22 protein-coding genes are annotated in these 22,946 nt (G+C 68.3%); 12 read left to right on the top strand and 10 right to left on the bottom strand.

Annotated features, from left to right (window positions below; all coding sequences use genetic code 11):
• Nucleotides 1-237, bottom strand: coding sequence for a hypothetical protein (locus WKC72_RS17705; RefSeq protein WP_128641972.1), 237 nt, complete (start codon nucleotides 235-237; stop codon nucleotides 1-3).
• 171 nt (nucleotides 238-408) lie between these two features.
• Between WKC72_RS17705 and WKC72_RS17710 the strand changes: the two genes are divergently transcribed.
• From WKC72_RS17710 to ilvA, 3 genes are read left to right on the top strand one after another with little or no spacing between them, the layout of a single operon-like run.
• Complete coding sequence (locus WKC72_RS17710; RefSeq protein WP_037226700.1) at nucleotides 409-843, top strand: nitroreductase family deazaflavin-dependent oxidoreductase; 435 nt, start codon at nucleotides 409-411, stop codon at nucleotides 841-843.
• A gap of 54 nt (nucleotides 844-897) precedes the next feature.
• Nucleotides 898-2,673 (top strand): pyruvate dehydrogenase, encoded by a 1,776-nt coding sequence (locus WKC72_RS17715; RefSeq protein ID WP_037226665.1) that lies wholly within the window; start codon nucleotides 898-900, stop codon nucleotides 2,671-2,673.
• Nucleotides 2,674-2,716: 43 nt separating this feature from the next.
• Nucleotides 2,717-4,069 carry a threonine ammonia-lyase IlvA gene (ilvA, locus tag WKC72_RS17720; RefSeq protein WP_037226701.1) on the top strand — a complete coding sequence of 451 codons (1,353 nt, stop codon included), beginning with the start codon at nucleotides 2,717-2,719 and terminating at the stop codon, nucleotides 4,067-4,069.
• Between the two features lie 4 nt (nucleotides 4,070-4,073).
• Here ilvA and WKC72_RS17725 read toward each other — a convergent pair whose 3' ends face one another.
• On the bottom strand, nucleotides 4,074-4,598 hold the full coding sequence (locus tag WKC72_RS17725; RefSeq protein ID WP_037226667.1) for a TetR/AcrR family transcriptional regulator: 525 nt from the start codon (nucleotides 4,596-4,598) through the stop codon (nucleotides 4,074-4,076).
• Between the two features lie 124 nt (nucleotides 4,599-4,722).
• Between WKC72_RS17725 and WKC72_RS17730 the strand changes: the two genes are divergently transcribed.
• Nucleotides 4,723-6,288 (top strand): MFS transporter, encoded by a 1,566-nt coding sequence (locus WKC72_RS17730; protein ID WP_112299717.1) that lies wholly within the window; start codon nucleotides 4,723-4,725, stop codon nucleotides 6,286-6,288.
• Here the strand turns inward: WKC72_RS17730 and treZ are convergent.
• Nucleotides 6,255-7,988: a malto-oligosyltrehalose trehalohydrolase gene (gene treZ, locus WKC72_RS17735; RefSeq protein ID WP_370183683.1), complete on the bottom strand. Its 1,734-nt coding sequence runs from the start codon at nucleotides 7,986-7,988 to the stop codon at nucleotides 6,255-6,257. The genes WKC72_RS17730 and treZ overlap by 34 nt on opposite strands.
• A gap of 40 nt (nucleotides 7,989-8,028) precedes the next feature.
• On the bottom strand, nucleotides 8,029-8,178 hold the full coding sequence (locus WKC72_RS17740) for a hypothetical protein (RefSeq protein WP_005260252.1): 150 nt from the start codon (nucleotides 8,176-8,178) through the stop codon (nucleotides 8,029-8,031).
• 109 nt (nucleotides 8,179-8,287) lie between these two features.
• On the opposite strand from WKC72_RS17740, the gene WKC72_RS17745 reads away from it, so the two are divergent.
• Both WKC72_RS17745 and WKC72_RS17750 read left to right on the top strand, forming a co-directional pair.
• A complete protein-coding gene (locus WKC72_RS17745) occupies nucleotides 8,288-8,476 on the top strand; it encodes a DUF1918 domain-containing protein (protein WP_005247576.1) in 189 nt (62 codons plus the stop codon).
• A 91-nt stretch (nucleotides 8,477-8,567) separates the two neighbouring features.
• Nucleotides 8,568-9,194: a TetR/AcrR family transcriptional regulator gene (locus tag WKC72_RS17750; protein WP_370183688.1), complete on the top strand. Its 627-nt coding sequence runs from the start codon at nucleotides 8,568-8,570 to the stop codon at nucleotides 9,192-9,194.
• Nucleotides 9,195-9,211: 17 nt separating this feature from the next.
• Here the strand turns inward: WKC72_RS17750 and WKC72_RS17755 are convergent, their stop codons facing one another.
• Genes WKC72_RS17755 through WKC72_RS17770 form a run of 4 tightly spaced genes read right to left on the bottom strand, consistent with a single transcriptional unit; the run spans nucleotide 9,212 to nucleotide 16,181 of the window.
• Complete coding sequence (locus WKC72_RS17755) at nucleotides 9,212-10,153, bottom strand: NADP-dependent oxidoreductase (RefSeq protein ID WP_370183691.1); 942 nt, start codon at nucleotides 10,151-10,153, stop codon at nucleotides 9,212-9,214.
• 54 nt (nucleotides 10,154-10,207) lie between these two features.
• Nucleotides 10,208-12,565, bottom strand: coding sequence for a malto-oligosyltrehalose synthase (treY, locus tag WKC72_RS17760; RefSeq protein WP_370183693.1), 2,358 nt, complete (start codon nucleotides 12,563-12,565; stop codon nucleotides 10,208-10,210).
• A 13-nt stretch (nucleotides 12,566-12,578) separates the two neighbouring features.
• Complete coding sequence (gene glgX, locus WKC72_RS17765; protein ID WP_370183694.1) at nucleotides 12,579-14,834, bottom strand: glycogen debranching protein GlgX; 2,256 nt, start codon at nucleotides 14,832-14,834, stop codon at nucleotides 12,579-12,581.
• Between the two features lie 51 nt (nucleotides 14,835-14,885).
• A complete protein-coding gene (locus WKC72_RS17770; RefSeq protein ID WP_370183697.1) occupies nucleotides 14,886-16,181 on the bottom strand; it encodes an adenosylmethionine--8-amino-7-oxononanoate transaminase in 1,296 nt (431 codons plus the stop codon).
• A gap of 65 nt (nucleotides 16,182-16,246) precedes the next feature.
• On the opposite strand from WKC72_RS17770, the gene WKC72_RS17775 reads away from it, so the two are divergent.
• Together WKC72_RS17775 and bioD are read left to right on the top strand one after the other, a co-directional pair.
• Entirely contained in the window at nucleotides 16,247-17,401 is a 1,155-nt protein-coding gene (locus WKC72_RS17775; RefSeq protein WP_037240736.1) for an 8-amino-7-oxononanoate synthase, read from the top strand.
• Nucleotides 17,398-18,093, top strand: a complete 696-nt coding sequence (bioD, locus tag WKC72_RS17780) for a dethiobiotin synthase (protein WP_112299710.1) — start codon at nucleotides 17,398-17,400, stop codon at nucleotides 18,091-18,093. Before WKC72_RS17775 ends, bioD begins: the two co-directional genes overlap by 4 nt.
• 7 nt (nucleotides 18,094-18,100) lie before the next feature.
• Here bioD and WKC72_RS17785 read toward each other — a convergent pair whose 3' ends face one another.
• Both WKC72_RS17785 and WKC72_RS17790 read right to left on the bottom strand, forming a co-directional pair.
• Nucleotides 18,101-18,475 carry a VOC family protein gene (locus tag WKC72_RS17785; RefSeq protein ID WP_037240741.1) on the bottom strand — a complete coding sequence of 125 codons (375 nt, stop codon included), beginning with the start codon at nucleotides 18,473-18,475 and terminating at the stop codon, nucleotides 18,101-18,103.
• A 22-nt stretch (nucleotides 18,476-18,497) separates the two neighbouring features.
• The gene (locus WKC72_RS17790; protein WP_037240744.1) at nucleotides 18,498-18,884 is read right to left on the bottom strand and encodes a VOC family protein; all 387 of its coding nucleotides are present in this window, start codon (nucleotides 18,882-18,884) and stop codon (nucleotides 18,498-18,500) included.
• A 171-nt stretch (nucleotides 18,885-19,055) separates the two neighbouring features.
• Here WKC72_RS17790 and WKC72_RS17795 point away from each other — a divergent pair, with 171 nt between their 5' ends.
• The 4 genes from WKC72_RS17795 to WKC72_RS17810 are packed head-to-tail and all read left to right on the top strand — an operon-like array spanning nucleotide 19,056 to nucleotide 22,871.
• On the top strand, nucleotides 19,056-19,340 hold the full coding sequence (locus WKC72_RS17795) for a hypothetical protein (protein WP_037240747.1): 285 nt from the start codon (nucleotides 19,056-19,058) through the stop codon (nucleotides 19,338-19,340).
• Nucleotides 19,337-20,161, top strand: a complete 825-nt coding sequence (locus WKC72_RS17800; RefSeq protein ID WP_037240749.1) for a hypothetical protein — start codon at nucleotides 19,337-19,339, stop codon at nucleotides 20,159-20,161. The genes WKC72_RS17795 and WKC72_RS17800 overlap by 4 nt, the downstream gene beginning before the upstream one ends.
• A gap of 21 nt (nucleotides 20,162-20,182) precedes the next feature.
• On the top strand, nucleotides 20,183-22,117 hold the full coding sequence (locus WKC72_RS17805) for a fumarate reductase/succinate dehydrogenase flavoprotein subunit (RefSeq protein WP_007297414.1): 1,935 nt from the start codon (nucleotides 20,183-20,185) through the stop codon (nucleotides 22,115-22,117).
• Nucleotide 22,118: 1 nt separating this feature from the next.
• Entirely contained in the window at nucleotides 22,119-22,871 is a 753-nt protein-coding gene (locus WKC72_RS17810) for a succinate dehydrogenase/fumarate reductase iron-sulfur subunit (protein WP_037240754.1), read from the top strand.
• The last annotated feature ends 75 nt before the right edge of the window (nucleotides 22,872-22,946 follow it).

Raw genomic sequence — 22,946 nt, forward strand, 5'->3', positions numbered from 1 at the left:
CTAGGGGCGCGGCGGGAAGAGGCGCCGCGCCCACCACACCACGACGGCCACCGCGGCGGCGGTGAGGACGGCCGCCTGCAGCGTCTGGGTGACGACGAGGATCGTGACGAAGACCAGCAGCGCGACGGCCAGCGCTTCCAGCTTGTAGAGGGGCCACGGGGTGCCGGCGATGTCGACGGTCCGGGCGGGGTCGCTGCGGCGAACCTCGCGGCGCACCCATGCGTCGTGTGTCGTCATCGCAGGTCACCTCACTGGCGCGGGTCGGGGGAGCGGACGTCCCCCGCGTGGGATCAGGGTACTCGGAACCCGGAGTTCGGCGCAACGAACAAACGGATGCGGTTCTTCGCATGTGCGCTCGTTCGGCGGATTCGGTGGCGCGTTCTCGCGGATCAGGTGTTGACTGGACGCATGCCACTCACAGGTGAATACGAGCCCAGTCCGTCCAAGTGGGCAGCAGATCAGGCCGAGTTGATGGAATCCACCGACGGAGCCAAGGGCACGACGCTGGGCGGCAGGCCCGTCGTCCTGCTGACCACCCGCGGCGCGAAATCCGGCAAACTTCGCAAGACGCCGTTGATGCGTGTCGAACACGACGGGACGTACGCGATCGTCGCCTCACTCGGCGGCGCCCCCAAGAATCCGGTCTGGTACTACAACGTGAAGGCCGAGCCGCATGTCGAACTCCGCGACGGCTCGACCACACAGGACATGGTGGCCCGTGAGGTCACGGGCGACGAGAAGGTCACGTGGTGGGATCGCGCCGTCGCCGCGTTCCCGGACTACGCCGAATACCAGAAGAAGACCGACCGGGAGATCCCGGTGTTCGTGCTCGAATCCGCCTGACATCCGAACCACCGCTGTCCTTCGCCGTTCGACCGTCCCCCGACCGGAGGCCCGATGAGAGCGAAAACCGTTGCCGATCAGCTGGTGCGTCAACTCCAGGACGCCGGCGTCCAGCGGATCTACGGAATCGTGGGCGACAGCCTCAATCCCGTCGTCGACGCGGTCCGGCGTTCGGGTGGCGCGGAGAAGGGCGGAATCGACTGGATCCACGTGCGTCACGAGGAGGCCGCCGCGTTCGCCGCGGCAGCGGAGGCGCAGGTCACCGGCAAGCTGGCGGTGTGCGCCGGCTCGTGCGGCCCGGGGAACCTGCACCTGATCAACGGTCTCTACGACGCGGACCGCTCGGGGGCGCCGGTACTCGCGATCGCGGCGCAGATCCCGAGCGAGCAGATCGGGCTCGGCTTCTTCCAGGAGACCCACCCGGACCGCCTGTTCGTCGAGTGCTCCCGGTACGCGGAGCTGATCGGAAGTCCCGCTCAGGCGCCGCGCGTGACCGCGTCCGCCATCGCGCACGCGACCGCGCTGTCCGGCGTTGCGGTGATCACCCTTCCGGGCGACATCGCGGACCGCCCCGCCGAGGGGAAGGCCCCGTCGGTGCCGCGCACCGGCGCACCGGCGATCGTGCCCGCCCAGGCCGACGTGCAGGCGCTCGCCGACGCCGTGAACGCGGCGGGAAAGGTCGCGATCTTCGCCGGCGAAGGGGTGCGGGAGGCTCGCGAGGAGTTGCTGACCCTGGCCGACACGATCGGTGCGCCGATCGGCCACACGCTGCGCGGCAAGGAATGGATCCAGTACGACAACCCCTTCGACGTCGGAATGACGGGGCTGCTGGGATACGGCGCGGCGCACGACGGCATGCACGGCGCCGACCTTCTGCTGCTCGTCGGAACGGACTTCCCGTACAACCAGTTCCTGCCCGACGGCGTCCGCACCGCGCAGATCGACTGGGCTGCACAGCGAATCGGCCGGAGAACGAACGTCGACCTGGCCGTGCACGGCGACGTGGCGAGCACGTTGCGTGCCCTTGCCCCGTTGATCCGGCGGAAGGACGATCGCCGATTCCTCGACGAGATGCTCGAGAAGCACCGGACGCTGATGAACAAGGTGGTCGGTGCGTATACGAAACCCGCGAAGCAGCGCATCCCGATCCACCCGGAGTATGCGGCGTCGATCCTCGACGACCTCGCCGCCGAGGACGCGATCTTCACCACCGACACGGGAATGTCGAACGTCTGGACGGCGCGCTACCTGACGCCGAACGGGTCGCGGCGGTTCCTGTCCTCGGCCCTGCACGGATCGATGGCGAACGCCCTGCCGCATGCGATCGGCGCCCAGGTGTGCGCACCCGGCAGGCAGGTGGTGTCCGTGTCGGGCGACGGCGGGCTGTCGATGCTGCTGGGGGAACTGGTGACGGTCGCGATGTACCGGCTCCCGGTCAAGATCGTGGTGTTCAACAATTCCACTCTGGGCATGGTCAAGCTGGAGATGCTGGTGGACGGGCTGCCGGATTTCGGGGTGGACGTCGCGCCCGTCGACTACTCGGCGGTGGCGTCGGCACTGGGCATCTTCGCCCGCCGGATCGAGGATCCGGCCGACATCGAATCGGGTCTGCGGCAGGCGTTCGATCACGACGGACCGGCTCTCGTCGATCTGGTCACCGACCCGTTGGCGTTGTCGCTGCCACCGACCATCACGGGCGGGCAGGTCACCGGTTTCGCGTTGGCGTTGTCGAAGATGGTGATGAACGGGGGTGTCGGCGAGGCCGTGAAGATGGCGAAGTCGAACGTCCGCAACGTGCCGCGACCGTCCCAGTTCGATCCGCGCGGCTGAACCCGACTGGTATCCCATGGCGCGAGAGTGGGAACATATCCGGGTGTCCACATCGCCCGATACCGCAGCCCAGAACATCACCTTGCCCCTGACAGTGGGCGACATCGACGCGGCCATCGAGCGAATTTCCCACGTGATCGACGCGACCCCTTTGCAGCGGAGCGAGCGCCTGTCGTCGCTGACCGGCGCGAACGTCTACCTCAAGCGCGAAGACCTGCAGGTCGTCCGCTCCTACAAGCTGCGCGGCGCCTACAACCTCATGGCCCAGCTCGATGCCGGCGAGCGTGCGGCCGGAGTGGTGACGGCCAGCGCGGGCAACCATGCGCAGGGCGTTGCGTTCGCCTGCCGGACAATGGAAATCACCGGCCGCATCTATGTTCCGTCGAACACCCCCAAGCAGAAGCGTGATCGCATCCGCGCGCACGGCGGCGAGTTCGTCGAGCTGATCCTGACGGGGGAGACGTACGACGCCGCTGCCGCTGCGGCCGCCGACGACGTGCGGCGGACGGGCGCGACGATGGTTGCGCCGTTCGACGACGCCCGTACCGCGGCCGGGCAGGGCACCATCGCCGCCGAGATCCTCGCGCAGCTCGGTGCGGCCCCCGATTCCGTACTGGTCCCGGTCGGTGGCGGCGGGTGCATCGCCGGTATCGCCACGTATCTGCGTGCGCATGCACCCCGTACGGCCATCGTCGGGGTGGAGCCGACGGGGGCGGCGTCGATGACGGCGGCCCTGGTGGCCGGTGGTCCCGTGACGTTGACGGAGATCGACCCGTTCGTCGACGGCGCGTCGGTGAAGCGGGTCGGCGACCTTCCCTACGCGGTGGTCTCCGCCCTGGGCGCCGAGGTGGTGACCCACACGTCGCTGGGCCAGTCCGACCGGTCCACCACGATCCGGCTCGATCCCGAGAGCTTCGTGATGGCCAACCTCGACGAGGGCGCCCTGTGCACCACGATGCTCGAGCTGTACCAGAACGAGGGCATCATCGCGGAGCCGGCAGGCGCGCTGTCGGTGGCGGCCCTCGGGAACATCACGTTCGAACCGGGTTCCACGGTGGTGTGCCTGATCTCCGGAGGCAACAACGACGTGTCGCGGTACGGCGAGATCCTGGAACGCTCGCTGGTGAATCTCGGCCTGAAGCACTACTTCCTCGTCGACTTCCCGCAGGAGCCGGGCGCGCTGCGCCGCTTCCTGGACGAGGTGCTCGGCCCCGAGGACGACATCACCCTGTTCGAGTACGTGAAACGGAACAACCGCGAGACCGGCGCCGCTCTGGTGGGTATCGAACTCGGCAAGGCCGAGGGGCTCGGCGAACTGCTCGAGCGGATGGAGCAGTCCCGGATGCAGGTGGAACGCCTGGAGCCGGGGAGCCCCGCGTACCGCTACCTCACCTGAGCCGCTACTTCTGCAGCAGCCGCGCGACGACCATCTTGTACAGCTCGGGCTCGGGCATGGGGAGCCCGAGCAGGGCGGCCAGGTAGATGCCGTCGCCGACGAGGCGCACGATCTCGGCCTGCACGGGGTCGTCGATCTCGCTCTGGAGACCTTCGTCCCAGCCGCGCATCACTTCGGTAACGGCCTTCTGGATCTCGTCGTGCTGACCGTCGACGCTCCGTAGCGCGGCGATGGTCGACCGGTAGAGGGCGAGTTCCTCGGTGGTGCTCGCGTCGGGGACCTGGAGATACCACTCGGACAGTGACGTGCCGCCGGACACGGCGTCGGCGCGCTGGGCGTCCGCACGCTCACCGAGCCGGCGCACCATGGCGGCGAGGAGGGCTTCCTTGCTGGGGAAGTGGTAGAGGAGTCCGCCTTTGGAGACTCCCGCCTCCGCCGCGACGGCTTCGAGGGTCACCTGGGCTATTCCCACGTCGAGCAGCAGCTTCTCGAGGGCGTCGAGTATTCGATCGCGCGTACCGGCAGCCATGGTGACGGACTGTACCCGGGAAATAACTTTACCGTCCGGACGGTTCACGGTAATGTAACGGAACTGTACCGGCTGGACGGTTAATTGCCGCCAGCTCTCTAATCGGAAAGTCGCAGGAAGATAAATGTCTGTCTCCACGGATCGCGGGATCAACGACGCTCATGGCGCGCCGGATCAGACCTCCGCATCACGCCGAGACTGGCTCGGATTGGTCGTCCTGGCCTTCGCCGTCCTCCTGATCGCCGTCGACGGCACAGTGCTCGACCTCGCATTGCCGTTCATCAGCGCAGACCTCGAACCCAGCAGCACACAGCTGCTGTGGATCATCGACGTCTACTCGTTCGTCCTCGCCGGCCTGCTCATCACGATGGGCACGCTCGGCGACCGGATCGGACGGCGTCGCCTGCTGCTCGTCGGTGCCGCCGGATTCGGCATCGCGTCGCTGATCGCGGCGTGGTCGCCGACACCCGAGATGCTGATCGCGGCGCGCGTACTGCAGGGAATCTCGGGTGCGACGCTGATGCCCGCGACACTCGGTCTGATCCGCACGATCTTCGTCGACCCTCGCCAGCGGACCCTCGCCATCGGCGTGTGGGGCGCGATGGCCGGTGGCGGCACCGCGGCGGGCCCGCTGATCGGCGGCTGGCTGCTCGAGCACTTCTGGTGGGGTTCGGTGTTCCTGATCAACATCCCCGTGATGCTGGTTCTGATCGCCGTGGGACCGCTCGTCATTCCCGAGTCCAAGGACCCCGCCCCGGGACGCTTCGACCTGCTCAGCGCGGCGCTGTCGATGACGACGATGCTGCCGCTGGTCTACGCGGTCAAGGAGACCGTGGTGCACGGTGTCGACCCGGTGCTGCTCGCCGTCGGACTCGTCGGCGTCGTGTCCGGTGTGGTGTTCGTGCGCAGGCAGAAGGCGATGAAGGACCCGATGATCGACATCGGCCTGTTCGCCAAGCCGGCGTTCTCGACCGCCGTCCTCACCAACCTGCTGTCCATCTTCGCGCTGGCCGGCGTGCTGTTCTTCGGCTCGCAGTACCTGCAGTTGGTGCTGGGTAACAGCGCGTTCGAATCGGGCGTGCTGATGCTGCCCGGCATGCTGATGAGCGCGGTCACCGCACTCGCGGCGGCCTGGATGGTCCGCCGGTGGGCCACGTCGCACGTGCTCGGCGGCGGTCTCGCGACCGCGGCGGTGGGTGCGGCGCTGATGCTCACGCTCGGTGTGGACGGTGCCCCGACGATGTTCGTCATCGGCTTCGGCCTCGCAGGCGCCGGTGTCGGAATCGCACTGACCCTGACGTCCGACCTCGTGGTCAGCGCCGTCGAGCCCGAACGGGCCGGCGCCGCCTCCGCGGTGTCCGAGACCGCATACGAACTCGGTATCGCACTCGGCGTCGCAGTGCTCGGCAGCGTCGTCATGGCGATTTTCCGGAGCGGCCTCGACACGTCGATGCTGCCACCGGAACAGGTCGAGCCCGCGCAGGGCACGCTCGGTGCCGCCGTCGCGGAGGCCCAGCACCTCCCGGAGACGGTCCGGGCGGCGTTCCTGGAGTCCGCGCAGTCGGCGTTCGTCGACGGCATGCACGTCGCCGCGGGCGCGACGGCCGTGATCCTGTTCGCGACCGCCATCCTCGTCCTGCGGATGCTGCGCGACCGTCAGGGCGAGCTGTCGAGCACCACGAACGAGTGACCCGGTAGCACCGTCGCCGACGCGGTCTCGTCCTGTGTCGGCGGCTCCCACCACAGCACAGGGGAGCCGCCGACCGGGACGGTCACCGGTTCGGCACCCAGGTTGCACGCGATCCGAAGTGCCCCGCGGTGCACCACGATCCACTGCTCCGCCTCGTCGTAGTCGACGGACAGGTTCTCGAGCCACGGATCCGTCAACTCGGCGCGCTCCCGTCGTAGGTGCAGTAACGAGCGATAGCAGTCGAGCAGCCGGGCATGCGGTTCGCGGACCAGTTCGTCCCAGTCGAGCTTGGACCGCTCGAACGTCTCCGGGTCCTGCGGGTCGGGGACGTCGTCCGTGCTCCAGCCGTGCTCGGCGAACTCGGCCTTGCGCCCCTCCGCCGTCGCTCTCGCGAGTTCCGGTTCGGGGTGGGAGGTGAAGAACTGGAACGGGGTGCTCGCCCCCCACTCCTCACCCATGAACAGCATCGGCGTGAACGGCGAGCACAGCACGAGCGCGGCCTTCACGGCGAGCTGCCCGGAATCGAGATACGTGCCGGGGCGGTCGCCGATCGCCCGGTTGCCGATCTGATCGTGTGTGCACGTGTACGTGACCAGAGAACTGGCCGGGGTCCGGCGGGTATCCAGCGGCCTGCCGTGGGTGCGACCGCGGAACGTCGAGAACGTGCCCGCATGGAACCACCCCTGGCGCAGAGTGTCGGCGAGGCAGGCCATCGAACCGAAATCCCCGTAATAGCCCTGCCTCTCGCCCGAGACCGCGGCGTGAATGGCGTGATGCACGTCGTCGTCCCACTGGGCGTCGAGGCCGCAGCCGCCTGCCGACCGCGACGTGATCAGGCGCGGATCGTTGAGGTCGCTCTCGGCAATCAGCGTCAGCGGCCGCCTCAGGTGCGCGGACAGCCGGCGGGTCTCGATGGCCAGGTCCTCGAGAAGGTGGGTGGCGGTGTGGTCGACGAGCGCATGGACCGCGTCGAGGCGGAGCGCGTCGATGTGGAACTCGCGGAACCACCGCAGCGCGTTGTCGATGATGTATCGGCGTACTTCGCCGCTGTCCGGTCCGTCCAGATTGATGCTCCGGCCCCACGTGTTGGCGCCCTGCGCCAGGTACGGGCCGTACCGGTCGAGGTAGTTGCCGGACGGTCCGAGGTGGTTGTACACGGCGTCGAGGACCACGCCGAGACCGCGGGCGTGGCACGCGTCGACGAGGGTCTGCAGTCCGTCCGGCCCGCCGTAACCCTCGTGCACCGTGTACCAGAGAACGCCGTCGTATCCCCAGTTGTGGGTTCCGTTGAAACCGTTGACGGGCATCAGTTCCACGAAGTCGACGCCGAGAGCGACGAGATGGTCGAGCTTGTCGACGGCGGCTGCGAACGTGCCCTCCGGGGTGAACGTGCCGACGTGCAATTCGTAGACGACGGAGCCGGCGAGTTGCCGCCCGGTCCACCGCGAGTCGGTCCAGAGGCTCTCGTCGAGGGTGTGGAGCTGCGACGGACTGTGGACTCCGTCGGGCTGGCGCGGTGACCGGGGATCGGGAAGTGGGGTGTCGCTGTCGTCGAGGAGAAACGCGTACCGGGAATCCGGCGACGCGTCGACGTCGGCTCGCCACCATCCGTCCGGTGACGGCGTCATGTCGTGGCGTCGGCCGTCGACCTCCACAGAGACGGATTCCGGAATCGGGGCCCATACCTCGAATGTGTGCACCCGATCAGCATGCCTCGACGCGGCGGGCCGCGCAGAACAGTCAGCTCTCGGGTGTGCCGGAGTCCTCGACCTCCTCGATGATCTCGGCGCCGAGAACGGACAACCGGTGTTCCTCGGCGTCCTGCACGGTGCCGAAGTCCTGCTCCTCGAGCACGTTACGGTCCTTGTCGAGGTATCGATACGTAGCCATGTCCCCACGATGGCACACGCCGGCAGAGATGGCGGCGAGTCGGCCCTTTCGCCCCGGTTCCGGAAGTAGCAAGCTGAGAGTACGGACTCGAACGTCGCGAGGAGCAGTCATGCACGTAGCAGTGGGAGACCGGTTGCACGTTCAGGGGCGGGTGGTCGGAGTGCACGAGACGACCGCCGAGGTCGTGGAGGTACACGGAGAGAACGGCGAACCGCCCTATCTCGTCCGGTACGACGACGGCCACGAGGCGCTCGTGTTTCCTGGATCCGATGCCTGGGTGGAACACCCGAAGTCGTAGGTATCGGGCGTTTCGCCTGGTCGATGTGCGGCGAATCGCCGTGCCATATTGGTTGCACGAGTGATGTATCGAATGCGTCTATCGTGAGCCCATGCCTGAATCCGCCAAGAGGCCCTACAGTTCGCCGCTGCGTGCGGAATCGGCGCGCCGGACCCGTCTCCTCGTCCGGGACGCCGCGGCCCGGCTGTTCATCGACCGTGGATACGTCAGCACGACGGTGCGGACCGTGGCCGAGGCCGCCGGGGTCTCGACCCGCACGGTGTTCACCGCGTTTCCCGGTGGCAAGGCGGAACTGTTCCACGAGGTACTTCACGCGGCCATCGAGGGTGATGGCGCCGCGGCCCCCACACAGGTGCCCCGGGACGGCGACCCGGTCGAACGGATCCTCGACCAGATGGTCGGATTCAGCACCGACGTCCTGGAGCGGGCCGGGACCCTGATGACGACGTCGATCGAATCCTCGGGAGCGGACGACGACATGCGGCGGTTCGCCGACGAGGGAGCGCGGGCCTCGGCCGAGAATGCGATGACGCTCGCCGAGGGACTCGCCGCGCACGAACTGCTGCGTCCCGAGATCTCCGTCCAGCGAGCCGCCGACGTGCTGTTCACGGTCGTGTCGCCGCAGGTGTATTCGATGCTGCGCCGGCAGTGCGGGTGGGACGTCGACGAGTACCGGAACTGGGTGAAAGCGACGATCCGGGCGAGTCTGCTCCACTGATCCGAGGTGCGTCCCGCCTACGGCAGCAGGATGAACTTGCCCGCCGCGTGCGGTTTCCGGAGATCGGCGTGAGCCCGCGCCGCCTCGGACAGCGCGTACGTGCGCGCGACGCGCACCCGCACGTCCCCGTTGCCCGCGAGGTCGACGAGGTAGACGCGGGCCCGCTTACGCGGCTCCATGCCTTCCGGCCCCAGCGCACCCACGATCCGGAAACCGGCTTCCGCCGGCCGGGGCCCGGGGACGGTCGTCACCAACCGCGACCGGTCCCGCACCAGGTCCACGGACACGTCGACCGCCTCGTCGCTGCCCGCGGTGTCGATGACGGCATCCACCCCGTCCGGTGCCAGGACACGGACCCGATCGATTAGGCCGGTGCCGTAGGACACCGGGGTGGCGCCGAGCGAACGGACGTAGTCGTGGTGCTCGGGGCGCGCCGTGCCGATGATCGTGGCACCGCGGGCCCGCCCCAACTGCACGACGAACGACCCGACGCCGCCCGACGCTCCGTGCACGAGCAGGAGGTCGCCGGCGCCGACGTTCGCCGTGTCGAGGGTGTCGACCGCGGTGGCACCCACCGCGAGAAGTCCGGCAGCCTCGTTCCACGGCAACGACGCCGGTTTCGGGATCACCGAATCACCGGACACGACAAGTCGATCCGCATACGACTCCGACACCGGATACACGATCACCTCGTCGCCCACCGAGATCGGGCCCACCGGTCCCGCCGCGGTGTCACCCACCTCGCCGACGATGCCCGTGGCCTCGCTGCCCAGCCGCAGGGGCAGGGCGTCCGGGTCGGCGCCGAACGCGCCGCTGTAGAGCTTGTAGTCGATCGGGTTGACCCCGATGGCGCGAACCTCGATCACCACCTCGCCGGGTGCGGGACCCACCGGCTCCGCGTCGACGACCGCGAGGACCTCCGGCCCTCCGTACGCCCGGGCAACCACACGTCGCGACATACCAGAGCCAGTACCCCTGTGAGTACTTGTTAACCGCGGGCGGTTAAGAAGTACTCACAGGGCCAGAAGGGCAACGGGGTAGCGGGCGAACAGCGTCGACGTGTCGACGCGGCCGCCGGTGTACGCCTCGGAGGTGAGCAGATCGGTCCAGGTGCCGTCCGGGAGGGTCACGGTCGTGTCGCCCCAGCCGCGTTGCTCCAGTCCGACGGTGTGCCGGGTGGCCAGTGCCACGACGTCCGGCGCCGCTCCTTGTCGTCCGCGAGTGAAACCGATCAGATGCTCCGCCGCGGTCCCCGACGCGAAGACCGGCGCATAGGTCCCGCCGACGAAACTGTCCGGACGTTCCCGGCGCAGGCGCAGAGCCGTGCGGACGACGTGCATCTTGGCCGCGCCCGTCGCATCGACCGGGGGAGTGCCGAGCCCCGCGAGCACGGTCCGTCGCACGCCGTAGTCGACGGGACGGCGATTGTCCGGGTCGACGAGCGAGTCCTCCCACAGCTCGGTTCCCTGGTACACGTCCGGGATCCCCGGCCCGCACAGCTGCAGGAGCTTCTGACCGAGCGAGTCCGACCAGGCGTGCGGGGCCAGCTGGGTGCACAGCGAACCGAGCGCCCTGCCGACGGTGCCGTCGATCACCGTGTCCAGCCAACGGTGGAGGTCTGTTTCGAAGTCCTCGTTCACGTCGTGCCACGACGTCCGGGTCCCGGCCTCACGGACCGCTTTCTGCGCGTACGCGTGGACGCGGTCCCGGAAGTCGGGCACGTCGCCCGCGGCCCGGCCGTCGACCGGCCACACCCCGAACAGGTTCTGCCACAGGAACAGTCCGGTGACGGGATCCGGGCTGGGTGCGATGCGTTCCCACTGATCGACGCATTCCGCCCACAGATCCGGCACCTGCGACAGGATGCCGATCCGGGACCGGACGTCCTCCCCGCGCTTCGTGTCGTGCGTCGAGAGCGTCGTCATCGCCTGCGGCCACCGGGTGGCTCGCTCGGCTGCGGCCAGGTGGAATTCGGCGGGGGAGACGCCGACGTTCGCCGGATTGCCACCCACTTCCTGCAGCGACACGAGCCGGGCGGTGCGGTAGAACAGGCAGTCCTCCACGGATTTCGCCATCACCGCGCCACACACCTGCTGGAAGCGGCTGGCTGCCTCACCGCCGGCGATCAGGGCGGCGGCGAGGGCGGACAGCGCGTCGGACCGTTGCGGTTCCCGCCGCAGGACGTCACCGATCACGCGCTTCGCCAGCCCGGCCAGCGGACTGTAGTCGGACCGGTACACGGGCATGGCCGCGACGGCGTCCACGACGGCGTCGCGCAGGTCCGCATCGCTGCTGTCGGTGCCGGTCTCCGCGCGGATCGCGCGGACGAGGCGCCGGACCTCCGGGGCGAGGATGGTTCCGGCGACGTCGCGTTTGATCGCCGTTTCGTGATCGTGGATCCACGTCGCGTCACCCCGGTCGCCCGTGCGGGCCGCCGACAGGGCAGTGAGCGCGGGCGCTCCCGACGCGTCGACGAAGACGCCGCCGAGTTCGGCCAGTGCGTCGTAGCCGGTGGTGCCCGCGATCGGCAGGTGGTCGTCCAGTGGTTCGGTGTGGCCGAGGATCTTCTCGATCACGAGCCACCGGTCAGCGCCGATCACGTCGCGCAGCCGGTCGAGGTACTCGGCCGGATCGGACAACCCGTCGGGGTGGTCGATGCGCACTCCGTCGATCAACTCGTCCGCCACCCAGCTCCGCAGTTCGCGGTGCGAGGCCTCGAATACCCGCGGGTCTTCCTGACGGACGCCGGCCAGTTCGCTGACCGCGAAGAACCGGCGGTACCCGATGAGCCCGGAGTCCCACGGGACCAGACGGTAGGACTGCGCGTCGTGCACCGCCTTCGGCTCGGTGGCGTCGGTGCCGGGGGTGATCGGGAAACGGTGCTCGTAGAACGCGAGCAACGGCTCGGGTCCCGAGCGGTCGACGGTCAGCGACTCGAGATCGGCGTCCGATCCGAGGACGGGCAGCGCGAGCCGCCCGCCTGCGCCGTTGTCGTCGCTCCAGTCGATGTCGAAGTACCCGACGTACTCGGAGCGGCGACCGTGCGTGAGCACGTCCCACCACCACGCGTTCTCACGCGGATTCGCGACACCCACATGGTTGGGGACGAGATCGACGACCAGGCCCATGCCGCGGCCCTGCAACTCCTGGGCCAGCGCGGCCAGCGCCTCCCGCCCGCCGAGTGCGGGGGACACGCGGGTCACGTCGGTGACGTCGTAGCCGTGGGTCGACCCGGTGGTGGCCGTCAGGATCGGCGACAGATAGACGTGGGAGATCCCGAGGTCGTCCAGGTAGTCGGCGACGGCGGCGGCGTCCGCCAGGGTGAAGCAGTCACCGCGCAGTTGCAGCCGGTAGGTGGCCGTGATCGACATCGTCGTCCCCGGCTCAGGCGGTCCGGCGCAGCACGACCAGCGACCGGGCCTCGACCAGCAGCGGATTCCCGGCCTTGATCACCGCTTCCTTCGCCCCCGTCGGGACGGCGGTGTCGAGCACGACCGCCCATTCGTCGGCGTAATCGGAGTTCGGCGTGGAGAACTCGATCTCCTCGTCGTGCGCGTTGAAACACAGCAGGAACGAGTCGCCGACCACCCGCTCGCCTCGGTGGTTGGGTTCGGGGATGCCCTCTCCGTTGAGGAAGACCGCGAGCGACTTCCCGAAACCGCTGTCCCAGTCCTCGGGGGTCATCTCCTCACCGGCCGGGGTGAGCCACGCGATGTCGCGGGTCTGATCACCGCTGCGGATGGGGGTGCCCTCGAAGAACCGGCGACGACGGAACACTGGATTCTTCATCCGCAGTGCGATCACCCGTTTGGTGAACTCGACCAGGTCGGCGTTGGAGTCCGCCAGCGACCAGTCCATCCACGACAGTTCCGAGTCCTGGCAGTACACGTTGTTGTTGCCCTGCTGGGTGCGGCCCATCTCGTCGCCGTGCGCCAGCATCGGGGTTCCCTGGCTGAGCAGCAGGGTGGCCAGGATGTTGCGGCTCTGCCGCCCGCGCAGGTCGAGGATCTCCGGATCGTCCGTCGGTCCCTCGACACCGCAGTTCCAGGACCGGTTGTGGCTCTCGCCGTCGTTGTTGCCCTCGCCGTTCGCCTCGTTGTGCTTCTCGTTGTACGACACCAGGTCGTGCAGGGTGAACCCGTCGTGGGCGATGACGAAGTTGATGCTCGCGCCGGGACGGCGCCCGGTCGCCTCGTACAGGTCGGAGGAGCCGGTGAGCCGGGACGCGAATTCGCCGAGCGTCGCGGGTTCGCCGCGCCAGTAGTCGCGCACCGTGTCCCGGTACTTGCCGTTCCACTCCGTCCACAGGCCCGGGAAGTTGCCCACCTGGTAGCCGCCCTCGCCGATGTCCCACGGCTCGGCGATGAGCTTGACCTGGCTGACGATCGGATCCTGCTGGACGAGGTCGAAGAACGCGGAGAGCCGATCGACGTCGTGCAGTTCACGGGCCAGCGTGGACGCGAGGTCGAACCGGAATCCGTCGACGTGCATTTCGGTGACCCAGTACCGCAGCGAGTCCATGATCAGTTGCAGCGTGTGCGGGTGCCGGGCGTTGAGACTGTTCCCGGTGCCCGTGTAGTCCATGTAATGCTCGGCGTCGCCGTCGACGAGCCGGTAGTAGGCGGCGTTGTCGATGCCGCGGAACGAGATGGTCGGACCGAGGTGGTTGCCCTCGGCGGTGTGGTTGTAGACGACGTCGAGGATGACCTCGATGCCCGCCTCGTGGAACGAGCGGACCATCGCCTTGAACTCCGACACCGCGGCGCCCGGCTTCTCCGCCGACGAATACCCGGTGTGCGGGGCGAGGAACCCGAACGTGTTGTAGCCCCAGTAGTTCCGCAACCCCTTGTCGAGCAGCGTCTGATCGTGCATGAACTGATGCACCGGCATCAGTTCGATCGCGGTGACCCCGAGGTCGACGAGGTGGTCGATGATCACCGGATGCGCGAGGCCCGCATACGTGCCGCGAAGCTCCTCCGGCACGCCGGGGTGCGTCGCCGTCATGCCCTTGACGTGGGCCTCGTAGATCACGGTGTCGTGGTAGGGGTGTTTCGGCGCGCGGTCGGCGGCCCAGTCGAAGAACGGGTTGATCACCACCGTCGTCATCGTGTGGCCGAGCGAGTCGTGTCCGGGCAGTCCCGGCACCGAGGTGTCCTCGGGTTCCGCTGCGAGTTCGGCGTCGTCCTCGGCCTCGATGTCGTCGTCCGTGTCGACGATCTCGATGACGTCCTCCGAGTCCTCGGAGGCGGGCTCGTCGGGCGCGTCGATGTCGTAGGAGAACAGCGACCGGTCTCCGTCGAACTCGCCGTCGAACGCCTTGCCGTAGGGGTCGAGGAGAAGCTTGCTGGGGTCGCAGCGGTGGCCGGCCGCGGGATCCCAGGGCCCGTGGATCCGGTACCCGTAGCGCTGACCGGGAACGACGGTCGGCAGGTACGCGTGCCACACGTAGCCGTCGACCTCGTCGAGGCGCACCCGCGTCTCCGTGCCGTCCTTCGCGATGAGGCAGAGATCGACCGCCTCGGCGACCTCGGAGAACAAGGAGAAGTTCGTCCCGGCCCCGTCGTAGGTGGCACCCAGGGGGTAGGCGCTGCCGGGCCACACGGGAATGGGCGTGGTGCCGGTCGACTCGCTTGCTTCCATATCGAGAACACTAGCCCGCGTCGGCGTCGCTCTCAGCTCGACGAGAGCGGGCTAGCGGCCCGGGGTGGAGCTCCGTGCGGCAGCAAGCATTCCGGCTGTGATCTTCCGCACGTCCTCGGTGGTGCACACGTACGGCGGCATCGCGTAGATCAGGTTCCGGAACGGCCGCAACCAGACCCCGGCGGCCACCGCGGCGTCGGTGGCGGCCCGCATGTCGACGGGTTCGGCGAGTTCGATCACACCGATCGCGCCGAGCACCCGGACCTCGCGGACGCCGGGCAGTTCCCGCGCCGGCGCGAGTCCCGATTCGAGCTCGCGGCGCACGGCCTCGACCTCGCCTCGCCAGTCGCGCGACAGCAGGAGGTCGATCGACGCCACCGCGACGGCGCAGGCGAGCGGATTGGCCATGAACGTGGGACCGTGCATCAGCCCGCCGGCGTCCCCGGCGCTGATGGTCTCGGCGACGTCGGTGGAACAGAGCGTCGCCGCGAGCGTCAGGTACCCGCCGGTGAGGGCCTTGCCGACGCACATGATGTCGGGCCGGACACCGGCGTGGTCCGCGGCGAACAGCTCGCCGGTGCGGCCGAAACCGGTCGCGATCTCGTCGAACACCAGCAGCAGCCCGTGCTCGTCGCAGATCCGCCGCAGCTCCGACAGGTACCGGGGGTCGTGGAAGCGCATGCCGCCGGCGCCCTGCACCACCGGTTCCACGATGACGGCCGCCAGTTCGTCGGTGTGCGACGCCACCAGACGCTCGAACTCCGCGACGTACTGCGGGTCGAACTCGCGGGGCGGCGGTCCCGCGAAGACCTGCCGTGCCAGGACGTCCGTCCATAGGGAGTGCATGCCGCCGTCCGGGTCGCAGACGCTCATCGGGGCGAACGTGTCGCCGTGGTACCCGCTGCGCCAGGTGAGTAGCCGATGTCGCTCCGGCCTGCCGCGGCTGCGCCAGTACTGCAGGCACATTTTGACGGCGACCTCGACGGACACCGACCCGGAATCGGCGAGAAAGACCTTGTCGAGTCCGTTCGGGGTGATCTCGACGAGCAGCTGGGCGAGCCGCGCGGCCGGTTCGTGGGTGAGCCCGCCGAACATCACGTGGCTCATCCGCCCGAGCTGCGCCGTCGCCGCCGCGTCGAGGACGGGATGCCGGTACCCGTGGACCGCGGCCCACCACGAACTCATGCCGTCGACGAGTTCGCGTCCGTCGGCGAGAGTGAGGCGCGTCCCGCTCGCCTCCGCCACCACGAGCGGGGTGGTCGAGGCGGGGAAGGCGCCGTACGGATGCCAGAGCAGGGAGGCATCGAGGGACGTGATGTCGTCGACGGACAGGCTCGGGGTGGTCACGGTCTCGACCCTAGCCACCCGAGGAAAACCGGGCCCACCCGGGTTGAACACCGTTCAAGTCGCGTATGGTGCCGGGGGTGAGTATCGACCGCACCTTCACCACCTGGCTCGACGACGTCGAGGACCGGCGGCGTGCCGCGGGACTGCGCCGCGAGTTGCGTCCACGCACGCCCGGCAACGCGCTCATCGACCTGGCGTCCAACGATTATCTCGGACTCGTACGGCACCCCGAGGTGCTGCACGGCGCGATGACAGCGCTGCGTCGCTGGGGTGCGGGGGCCACCGGCTCCCGTCTGGTCACGGGATCGACCACCGAACACGAACTCCTCGAAACGGAACTGGCCGAGTTCGTCGGCGCCGAGGCCGGGCTGGTGTTCTCCTCCGGGTACACGGCGAATCTCGGTGCCGTCACCGCACTGTCCGGCGCCGGATCGCTGATCGTCTCCGACGCGGGCAGCCACGCGTCGCTGGTCGACGCATGCCGGCTGTCCCGGGCCCGCGTCGCCGTCGCACCGCACTCCGATCTCGACTTCGTCCGCAGTGCACTGGCCACCCGGCCGGAGGAGCGGGCGCTGGTCGTCACCGACTCGGTGTTCAGCGCGGACGGTGATCTCGCACCCCTCGTCGACCTCCACCGGGTGTGCCGCGACCACGGCGCGTTCCTCGTCGTGGACGAGGCGCACGGCGTCGGAGTCCGCGGCGCAGGGGGCCGCGGACTCGTGCACGAGGTGGGGCTCGCCGGCGAACCCGACATCGTCGTCACGGCCACGCTGTCGAAGTCGCTGGCCAGTCAGGGCGGTGCGGTGCTGGCGTCGGAGAAGGTGCGCGCGCATCTCGTCGACGCCGCGCGCACGTTCATCTTCGACACCGGACTGGCCCCCGCGGCCGTCGGCGCGGCGCGGGCGGCGCTCGCCGTCCTGCGGCGTGAACCGGACCGTGCCGAATCCGTGCTCGATCGCGCACGGGATCTCGCGCGGTTCACCGGCGCCGGGACACCGGAGTCCGCCGTGGTCTCCGTGATCCTCGGCGACCCGCAACGCGCCGTCGACGCCGCCGCCGCCTGCCGGGAACAGGGACTGCACGTCGGCTGCTTCCGGCCGCCGTCGGTGCCGGAGGGGACGTCGCGTCTGCGGCTCACCGCGCGTGCGACGCTCGACGCGGACGAGCTGGCGCGGATCGAAACCGTGCTGACCGACGTCCTGACGGGAGCGTCGGCGTGAGCATCCTGGTGGTCACCGGCACGTCGACGGACGTCGGCAAGACGGTGGTCACGGCGGCGCTCGCGGCGGCTGCACGCGAGGCCGGCCTGTCCGTGGCGGTGTGCAAGCCCGCGCAGACCGGCGTCGCCCCGGGAGAACCGGGCGATCTGGCCGAGGTGACCAGATTGTCCGGTGTCACGGCGGTGGTGGAACTCGCCCGCTACCCCGAACCCCTCGCCCCCGACACCGCTGCCCGGCGCAGCGGCCTGCCGATGCTGCGGTGCGCCGACGTCGTCGAGACGGTCCGCGCTCTCGACGACCGGCACGATCTGGTGCTCGTCGAGGGAGCGGGCGGCCTGCTGGTGCGATTGGGCGCGGAGGGCTTCACGCTCGTCGATCTCGCGCGCGCCCTCGACGCACCGGCTGTCGTGGTCGCCGCGGCAGCCCTCGGCACGCTCAACCACACCGAGCTCACGATCCGGGCACTGTCGGCGGCCGGTCTCGCGTGCGCCGGAACGGTGATCGGGTCGTGGCCGGACGAGCCCGGCCTGGCCGAGCGGTGCAATCTCGACGACCTGCCCGCCGTCACGGGGGTCGACGTCGTCGGCTCGGTGCCTGCGGGCAGCGGACGCCTCGACTCCGCGTCGTTCGGTGCGGCCGCGTCCACGTGGTTCGACGGCACCTGGCTGAAGGCGACGCTGACGGCTCGCTGAGCGGCCGTCAGGATTCCGCCAGCACCGACAGCACGTTGCCGGCCGGGTCGGTGAACCACGCGATGTCGGGACCGTTGCCGCGCATGATTCCCTTGTCGTCCTGATCGAAACCGTCATACCGCAGGAACTGGATCCCGCGTTCGGTGAGCGCGTCGACGGCTTTCTCGACGTCCTCGACGGCGAAGTTGAGGATGGTGAACGTCGCCGGCGTGTGGTCGGGCTTGGGGTAGATCAGCACCACGGGCCCCTTCGGGAGATGCAGGCCCAGCAGGCCCATCTCCTCCTCGGTGACCTCGAGGCCCAGGGCGTCGGTGTAGAAGGACTTGGCCGCGGCGATGTCGTCGACGGCGAATCCACTGAATGCTCTCGCATTGTTCAACATGTCTGTTCTCTTTCTCTGCCGGTCAGGACATCTCGGCCCGCGCCTGCGCGCTGAGCTGGATGATCTGGACGTAGTTGCCGTCGGGGTCGACGGCGGTGCCGAACCAGCTGCCGTCACGATCCTCGAGCGGGGACAGCCACGTCGCACCGAGTTCGTCGATCCGGCCTGCTGCGGCGCGGGCGTCGGTGACCTCGACGTTGAGGAGTACGCGGCCGGGTTCGGGATTCGTGTCGCCGACGTCGTCGCGGCGGTCGAGCATGATGTAGAAGCCGTCGAAATCGAGGACGTCGTAGCCGGGTTCGCCGGGGGTACGTTCGACCTTCGGCGAGAATGCGGCCGTGTACCAGTCCCGCAATCGCTCGGGGCGCGTGCTGGCGAGCAGGATGCTTCCGATCGTGGCGTCGGCCATGATTTCCTCCCGGTGGGGTTCGGTTTCGGTTGTCCTACAGGTATGGACTCGGCTGCCCGGCGAAATTCATCGCCACGGCGTTGCCGGGGGCCGAAAGCTGCCCCGGGTTCCCGGAATGTCGGTAGTGTGATTCGTGTCACGGCTACATCCGGCTGGGTTGGGAGGGGTCACATGTCGACCTCCGAAATGCTCGAATTGAATCGCACCATCGACCGTCTCCGGCGCGCTGTCGGGTCGTTGCATTCGATGTACGGCGACGCCGCATCCGTGCGGCGACTGACCAACGATCTGGAACGGCTCGAGATCGACGCGCGCGACCTCGACGCATCGCCGCCGAACGTCGTCCACCGCGAGCCGGTGGAGCGAATCAAGGTGTCGGACACCCCGTACGACGCGTCGATGTGGCTCGGCGTCGACGACGAGGGGCTGGGCGGGCTCCACTACGAGCGCGGATGAGCGCGCCGCCGAAGAAGCCCGAAAGTGCCGGTGTGGGGGCACCGACGCGTGCCCGGATAGCGGAACGCACCCTCCGCACCGACCGGTGGTGGCTGGCCCCGCTGCTGACGGTGCTCGGCCTGTCCGTCTTCGTGGTGTATGCATCGGTCCGCTCGTGGGTCCGCACCGCGTACTTCGTCGAGGACTATCACTACCTGACGCCGTTCTACTCGCCGTGCCTGAGCGATTCTTGTGTGCCCGGTTCGAGCGACTTCGGGACACCCATCGGCGAGTTGCCGATGATCATCCCGCTCGGGTTCCTGGTGCTGCCGTTCCTGCTCGGATTCCGGCTCACCTGCTACTACTACCGCAAGGCCTATTACCGGTCGGTGTGGTTCTCGCCGCCCGCGTGCGCGGTCGCGGAGCCCCATGGCACCTACACGGGTGAGACGCGCCTGCCGCTGATCGTCCAGAACGCACACCGCTACTTCTTCTACGTCGCACTCGTCGTCTCGCTGATCAACACGTACGACGCGATCCGCGCGTTCCACGGCGCCGACGGCGGATTCGGAATCGGGCTCGGCACACTCATCATGGTCTGCAACGTGATCCTGCTCTGGGCGTACACCGTCTCCTGCCATTCCTGCAGGCACGTCATGGGTGGCAGACTCACCCACTTCTCCAAGCACCCGATCCGGTACCGGCTCTGGACCTGGGTCAGCACACTGAACACCCGGCACATGCAGCTCGCCTGGACCACCCTCGCCACACTGATCATCACCGACTTCTACGTGATGCTCGTGGCCAGCGGCACCATCTCCGACCTGCGCCTGATCAACTGACTTCATCGAAGAGGGAGTGGAATGACGGAAGTCGAACGGCACCAGTACGACGTCGTGGTCATCGGTGCCGGCGGCGCCGGACTGCGAGCGGTCATCGAGGCCCGCGAACAGGGTCTGTCCGTCGCCGTCGTCTGCAAGTCGCTGTTCGGCAAGGCGCACACGGTCATGGCGGAGGGTGGCTGCGCCGCCGCGATGGGAAACGCCAACGAGAAGGACACCTGGCAGACCCATTTCCAGGACACGATGCGCGGCGGCAAATTCCTCAACAACTGGCGAATGGCCGAACTGCACGCCCGTGAGGCTCCCGACCGGGTATGGGAACTCGAAACGTACGGCGCCCTGTTCGACCGGACCCCCGACGGCCGGATCAGCCAGCGCAACTTCGGCGGTCACACGTATCCGCGGCTCGCGCACGTCGGTGATCGCACCGGACTCGAACTGATCCGCACCATGCAGCAGAAGATCGTGTCGCTGCAGCAGGAAGATTTCGCCGCCACCGGCGACTACGAGGCCCGGATCAAGATCTTCGCCGAGTGCACCATCTCCGAGCTGACCAAGGACGGCGACCGGATCTCGGGTGCATTCGGATACTGGCGCGAGAGTGGACGTTTCGTCCTGTTCGAGGCGCCGGCGGTCGTGATGGCCACCGGCGGGATCGGCAAGTCGTTCAAGGTGACGTCGAACTCGTGGGAGTACACCGGCGACGGTCACGCCCTCGCCCTGCGCGCGGGCGCCAACCTCATCAACATGGAGTTCGTGCAGTTCCACCCCACCGGCATGGTGTGGCCGCCGAGCGTCAAGGGCATCCTCGTGACGGAAGGCGTTCGCGGCGACGGCGGGGTCCTGAAGAACTCCGAGGGCGAACGGTTCATGTTCTCGTACATCCCGCCGGTCTTCAAAGGCCAGTACGCGGAGACCGAGGAAGAAGCAGACGGCTGGTACAAGGATTCCGACAACAACCGCCGCACACCGGATCTGCTGCCCCGCGACGAGGTGGCCCGGGCCATCAACTCCGAGGTCAAGGCCGGACGGCAGACCCCGCACGGCGGCGTGTACCTCGACATCGCCTCACGGATGCCCGCCGACGAGATCGTCCGGCGGCTGCCCTCGATGTACCACCAGTTCAAGGAACTCGCCGACGTCGACATCACGAAGGAGCAGATGGAGGTCGGGCCCACCTGCCATTACGTGATGGGGGGCATCGAAGTCGATCCCGACAGCGGATCGTCCAGCGTCGCGGGTCTGTTCGCGGCGGGGGAGTGTTCGGGCGGGATGCACGGTTCCAACCGGCTCGGCGGCAACTCCCTCTCCGACCTTCTCGTGTTCGGGCGTCGCGCCGGACTGGGGGCGGCGGAGTACGTGAAGTCGCTGCAGGAGCGGCCGGTCGTCTCCGCGGACGCCGTCGATGCTGCGGCACGGATGTTGTTGTCGCCGTTCGATCCCGCGGTCGGGGAGGGCGGCACCACCGAGAACCCGTACACGCTCCACACCGAACTGCAGCAGACCATGAACGACCTCGTCGGCATCATCCGGAAGGAAGACGAGATCGTCCGCGCTCTGGAGAAACTCACGGAGATCAAGGGCCGGATCGGGGGCGTGGAGGTGGAGGGGCACCGCCAGTTCAACCCGGGATGGCACCTCGCCGTGGACCTGCGGAACATGGTGCTGGTCAGCGAATGCGTCGCGCAGGCGGCCTTGCTGCGCACGGAAAGTCGCGGCGGGCACACCCGCGACGACCACCCGAGCATGGAGGCGGAGTGGCGCAATACCCTGCTGGTGTGCAGCGTGGTCGGCGACATGTCCGCGCATCCCGATTCGGTGGTGCCGGATGTCACCGTCACCCGCGAGCCGCAGCTCCCGATGCGCGCAGAGCTGTTGGAACTCTTCGACATCGACGAACTGGCCAAGTACTACACCGACGCCGAACTCGCGGAACACCCGGGAAGGAAGGCCTGAGATGGGTTACGACGCGCAGTTCCGGGTCTGGCGCGGCGACGCCGACGGCGGAGCACTCCAGGACTACTCCATCCCCGTCAACGAAGGTGAGGTGGTGCTCGACATCATCCACCGGTTGCAGGCGACGCAGACCCCGGACCTGGCGGTGCGATGGAACTGCAAGGCGGGCAAGTGCGGGTCGTGTTCCGCGGAGATCAACGGCCAGCCACGGCTGCTGTGCATGACGCGGATGTCGACGTTCACCGAAGACGAGGTCGTGACGGTCACGCCGCTGCGAGCGTTCCCGGTCATCCGGGATCTCGTCACCGACGTGTCGTTCAACTACGCGAAGGCGCGGGAGATCCCGTCGTTCACCCCGCCGCCGGGGCTCGGGCCGGGCGAGTACCGGATGCAGCAGGTCGACGTCGAACGGTCGCAGGAATTCCGCAAGTGCATCGAGTGCTTCCTCTGCCAGAACACCTGCCACGTCATCCGTGATCACGACGACAACAAGCCGGCGTTCTCCGGCCCCCGCTTCTTCATCCGTGTCGCCGAACTGGAGATGCATCCACTCGACACGGCCGATCGTCGTGACGCGGCGCAGGAAGAATTCGGTCTCGGGCTCTGCAACATCACCAAATGCTGCACCGAGGTGTGCCCCGAAGGGATAAAGATCACGGACAACGCCATCATTCCGATGAAGGAAAGGGTGGTCGACCGCCGGTACGACCCCATCGTCTGGTTGGGCAACAAGCTGCGGCGTCGCCGCCCGTGAGTACTTGTTAACCTGGATCCACCGATAGGGGCGGGTCGGGTGATGGGTTCGGTTGTGGCCGTTGATGGGCTGTCA

Origin of the sequence: Rhodococcus wratislaviensis, from assembly GCF_041228765.1 — a bacterium.
Classification (GTDB): domain Bacteria; phylum Actinomycetota; class Actinomycetes; order Mycobacteriales; family Mycobacteriaceae; genus Rhodococcus_F; species Rhodococcus_F wratislaviensis.

Excerpts from the sequence above, each read along its gene's own strand:
- WKC72_RS17810 (WP_037240754.1), top strand. The coding sequence starts at position 22,119 with ATGGGTTACGACGCGCAGTTCCGGGTCTGGCGCGGCGACGCCGACGGC.
- WKC72_RS17795 (WP_037240747.1), top strand. The coding sequence starts at position 19,056 with ATGTCGACCTCCGAAATGCTCGAATTGAATCGCACCATCGACCGTCTC.
- WKC72_RS17725 (WP_037226667.1), bottom strand. The coding sequence starts at position 4,598 with ATGGCTGCCGGTACGCGCGATCGAATACTCGACGCCCTCGAGAAGCTG.
- WKC72_RS17785 (WP_037240741.1), bottom strand. The coding sequence starts at position 18,475 with ATGTTGAACAATGCGAGAGCATTCAGTGGATTCGCCGTCGACGACATC.
- WKC72_RS17730 (WP_112299717.1), top strand. The coding sequence starts at position 4,723 with ATGTCTGTCTCCACGGATCGCGGGATCAACGACGCTCATGGCGCGCCG.
- WKC72_RS17745 (WP_005247576.1), top strand. The coding sequence starts at position 8,288 with ATGCACGTAGCAGTGGGAGACCGGTTGCACGTTCAGGGGCGGGTGGTC.
- WKC72_RS17755 (WP_370183691.1), bottom strand. The coding sequence starts at position 10,153 with ATGTCGCGACGTGTGGTTGCCCGGGCGTACGGAGGGCCGGAGGTCCTC.
- WKC72_RS17805 (WP_007297414.1), top strand. The coding sequence starts at position 20,183 with ATGACGGAAGTCGAACGGCACCAGTACGACGTCGTGGTCATCGGTGCC.
- WKC72_RS17750 (WP_370183688.1), top strand. The coding sequence starts at position 8,568 with ATGCCTGAATCCGCCAAGAGGCCCTACAGTTCGCCGCTGCGTGCGGAA.
- WKC72_RS17740 (WP_005260252.1), bottom strand. The coding sequence starts at position 8,178 with ATGGCTACGTATCGATACCTCGACAAGGACCGTAACGTGCTCGAGGAG.
- WKC72_RS17715 (WP_037226665.1), top strand. The coding sequence starts at position 898 with ATGAGAGCGAAAACCGTTGCCGATCAGCTGGTGCGTCAACTCCAGGAC.
- WKC72_RS17790 (WP_037240744.1), bottom strand. The coding sequence starts at position 18,884 with ATGGCCGACGCCACGATCGGAAGCATCCTGCTCGCCAGCACGCGCCCC.
- WKC72_RS17710 (WP_037226700.1), top strand. The coding sequence starts at position 409 with ATGCCACTCACAGGTGAATACGAGCCCAGTCCGTCCAAGTGGGCAGCA.
- WKC72_RS17800 (WP_037240749.1), top strand. The coding sequence starts at position 19,337 with ATGAGCGCGCCGCCGAAGAAGCCCGAAAGTGCCGGTGTGGGGGCACCG.
- treY (WP_370183693.1), bottom strand. The coding sequence starts at position 12,565 with ATGTCGATCACGGCCACCTACCGGCTGCAACTGCGCGGTGACTGCTTC.
- WKC72_RS17775 (WP_037240736.1), top strand. The coding sequence starts at position 16,247 with ATGGTGCCGGGGGTGAGTATCGACCGCACCTTCACCACCTGGCTCGAC.
- glgX (WP_370183694.1), bottom strand. The coding sequence starts at position 14,834 with ATGGAAGCAAGCGAGTCGACCGGCACCACGCCCATTCCCGTGTGGCCC.
- WKC72_RS17705 (WP_128641972.1), bottom strand. The coding sequence starts at position 237 with ATGACGACACACGACGCATGGGTGCGCCGCGAGGTTCGCCGCAGCGAC.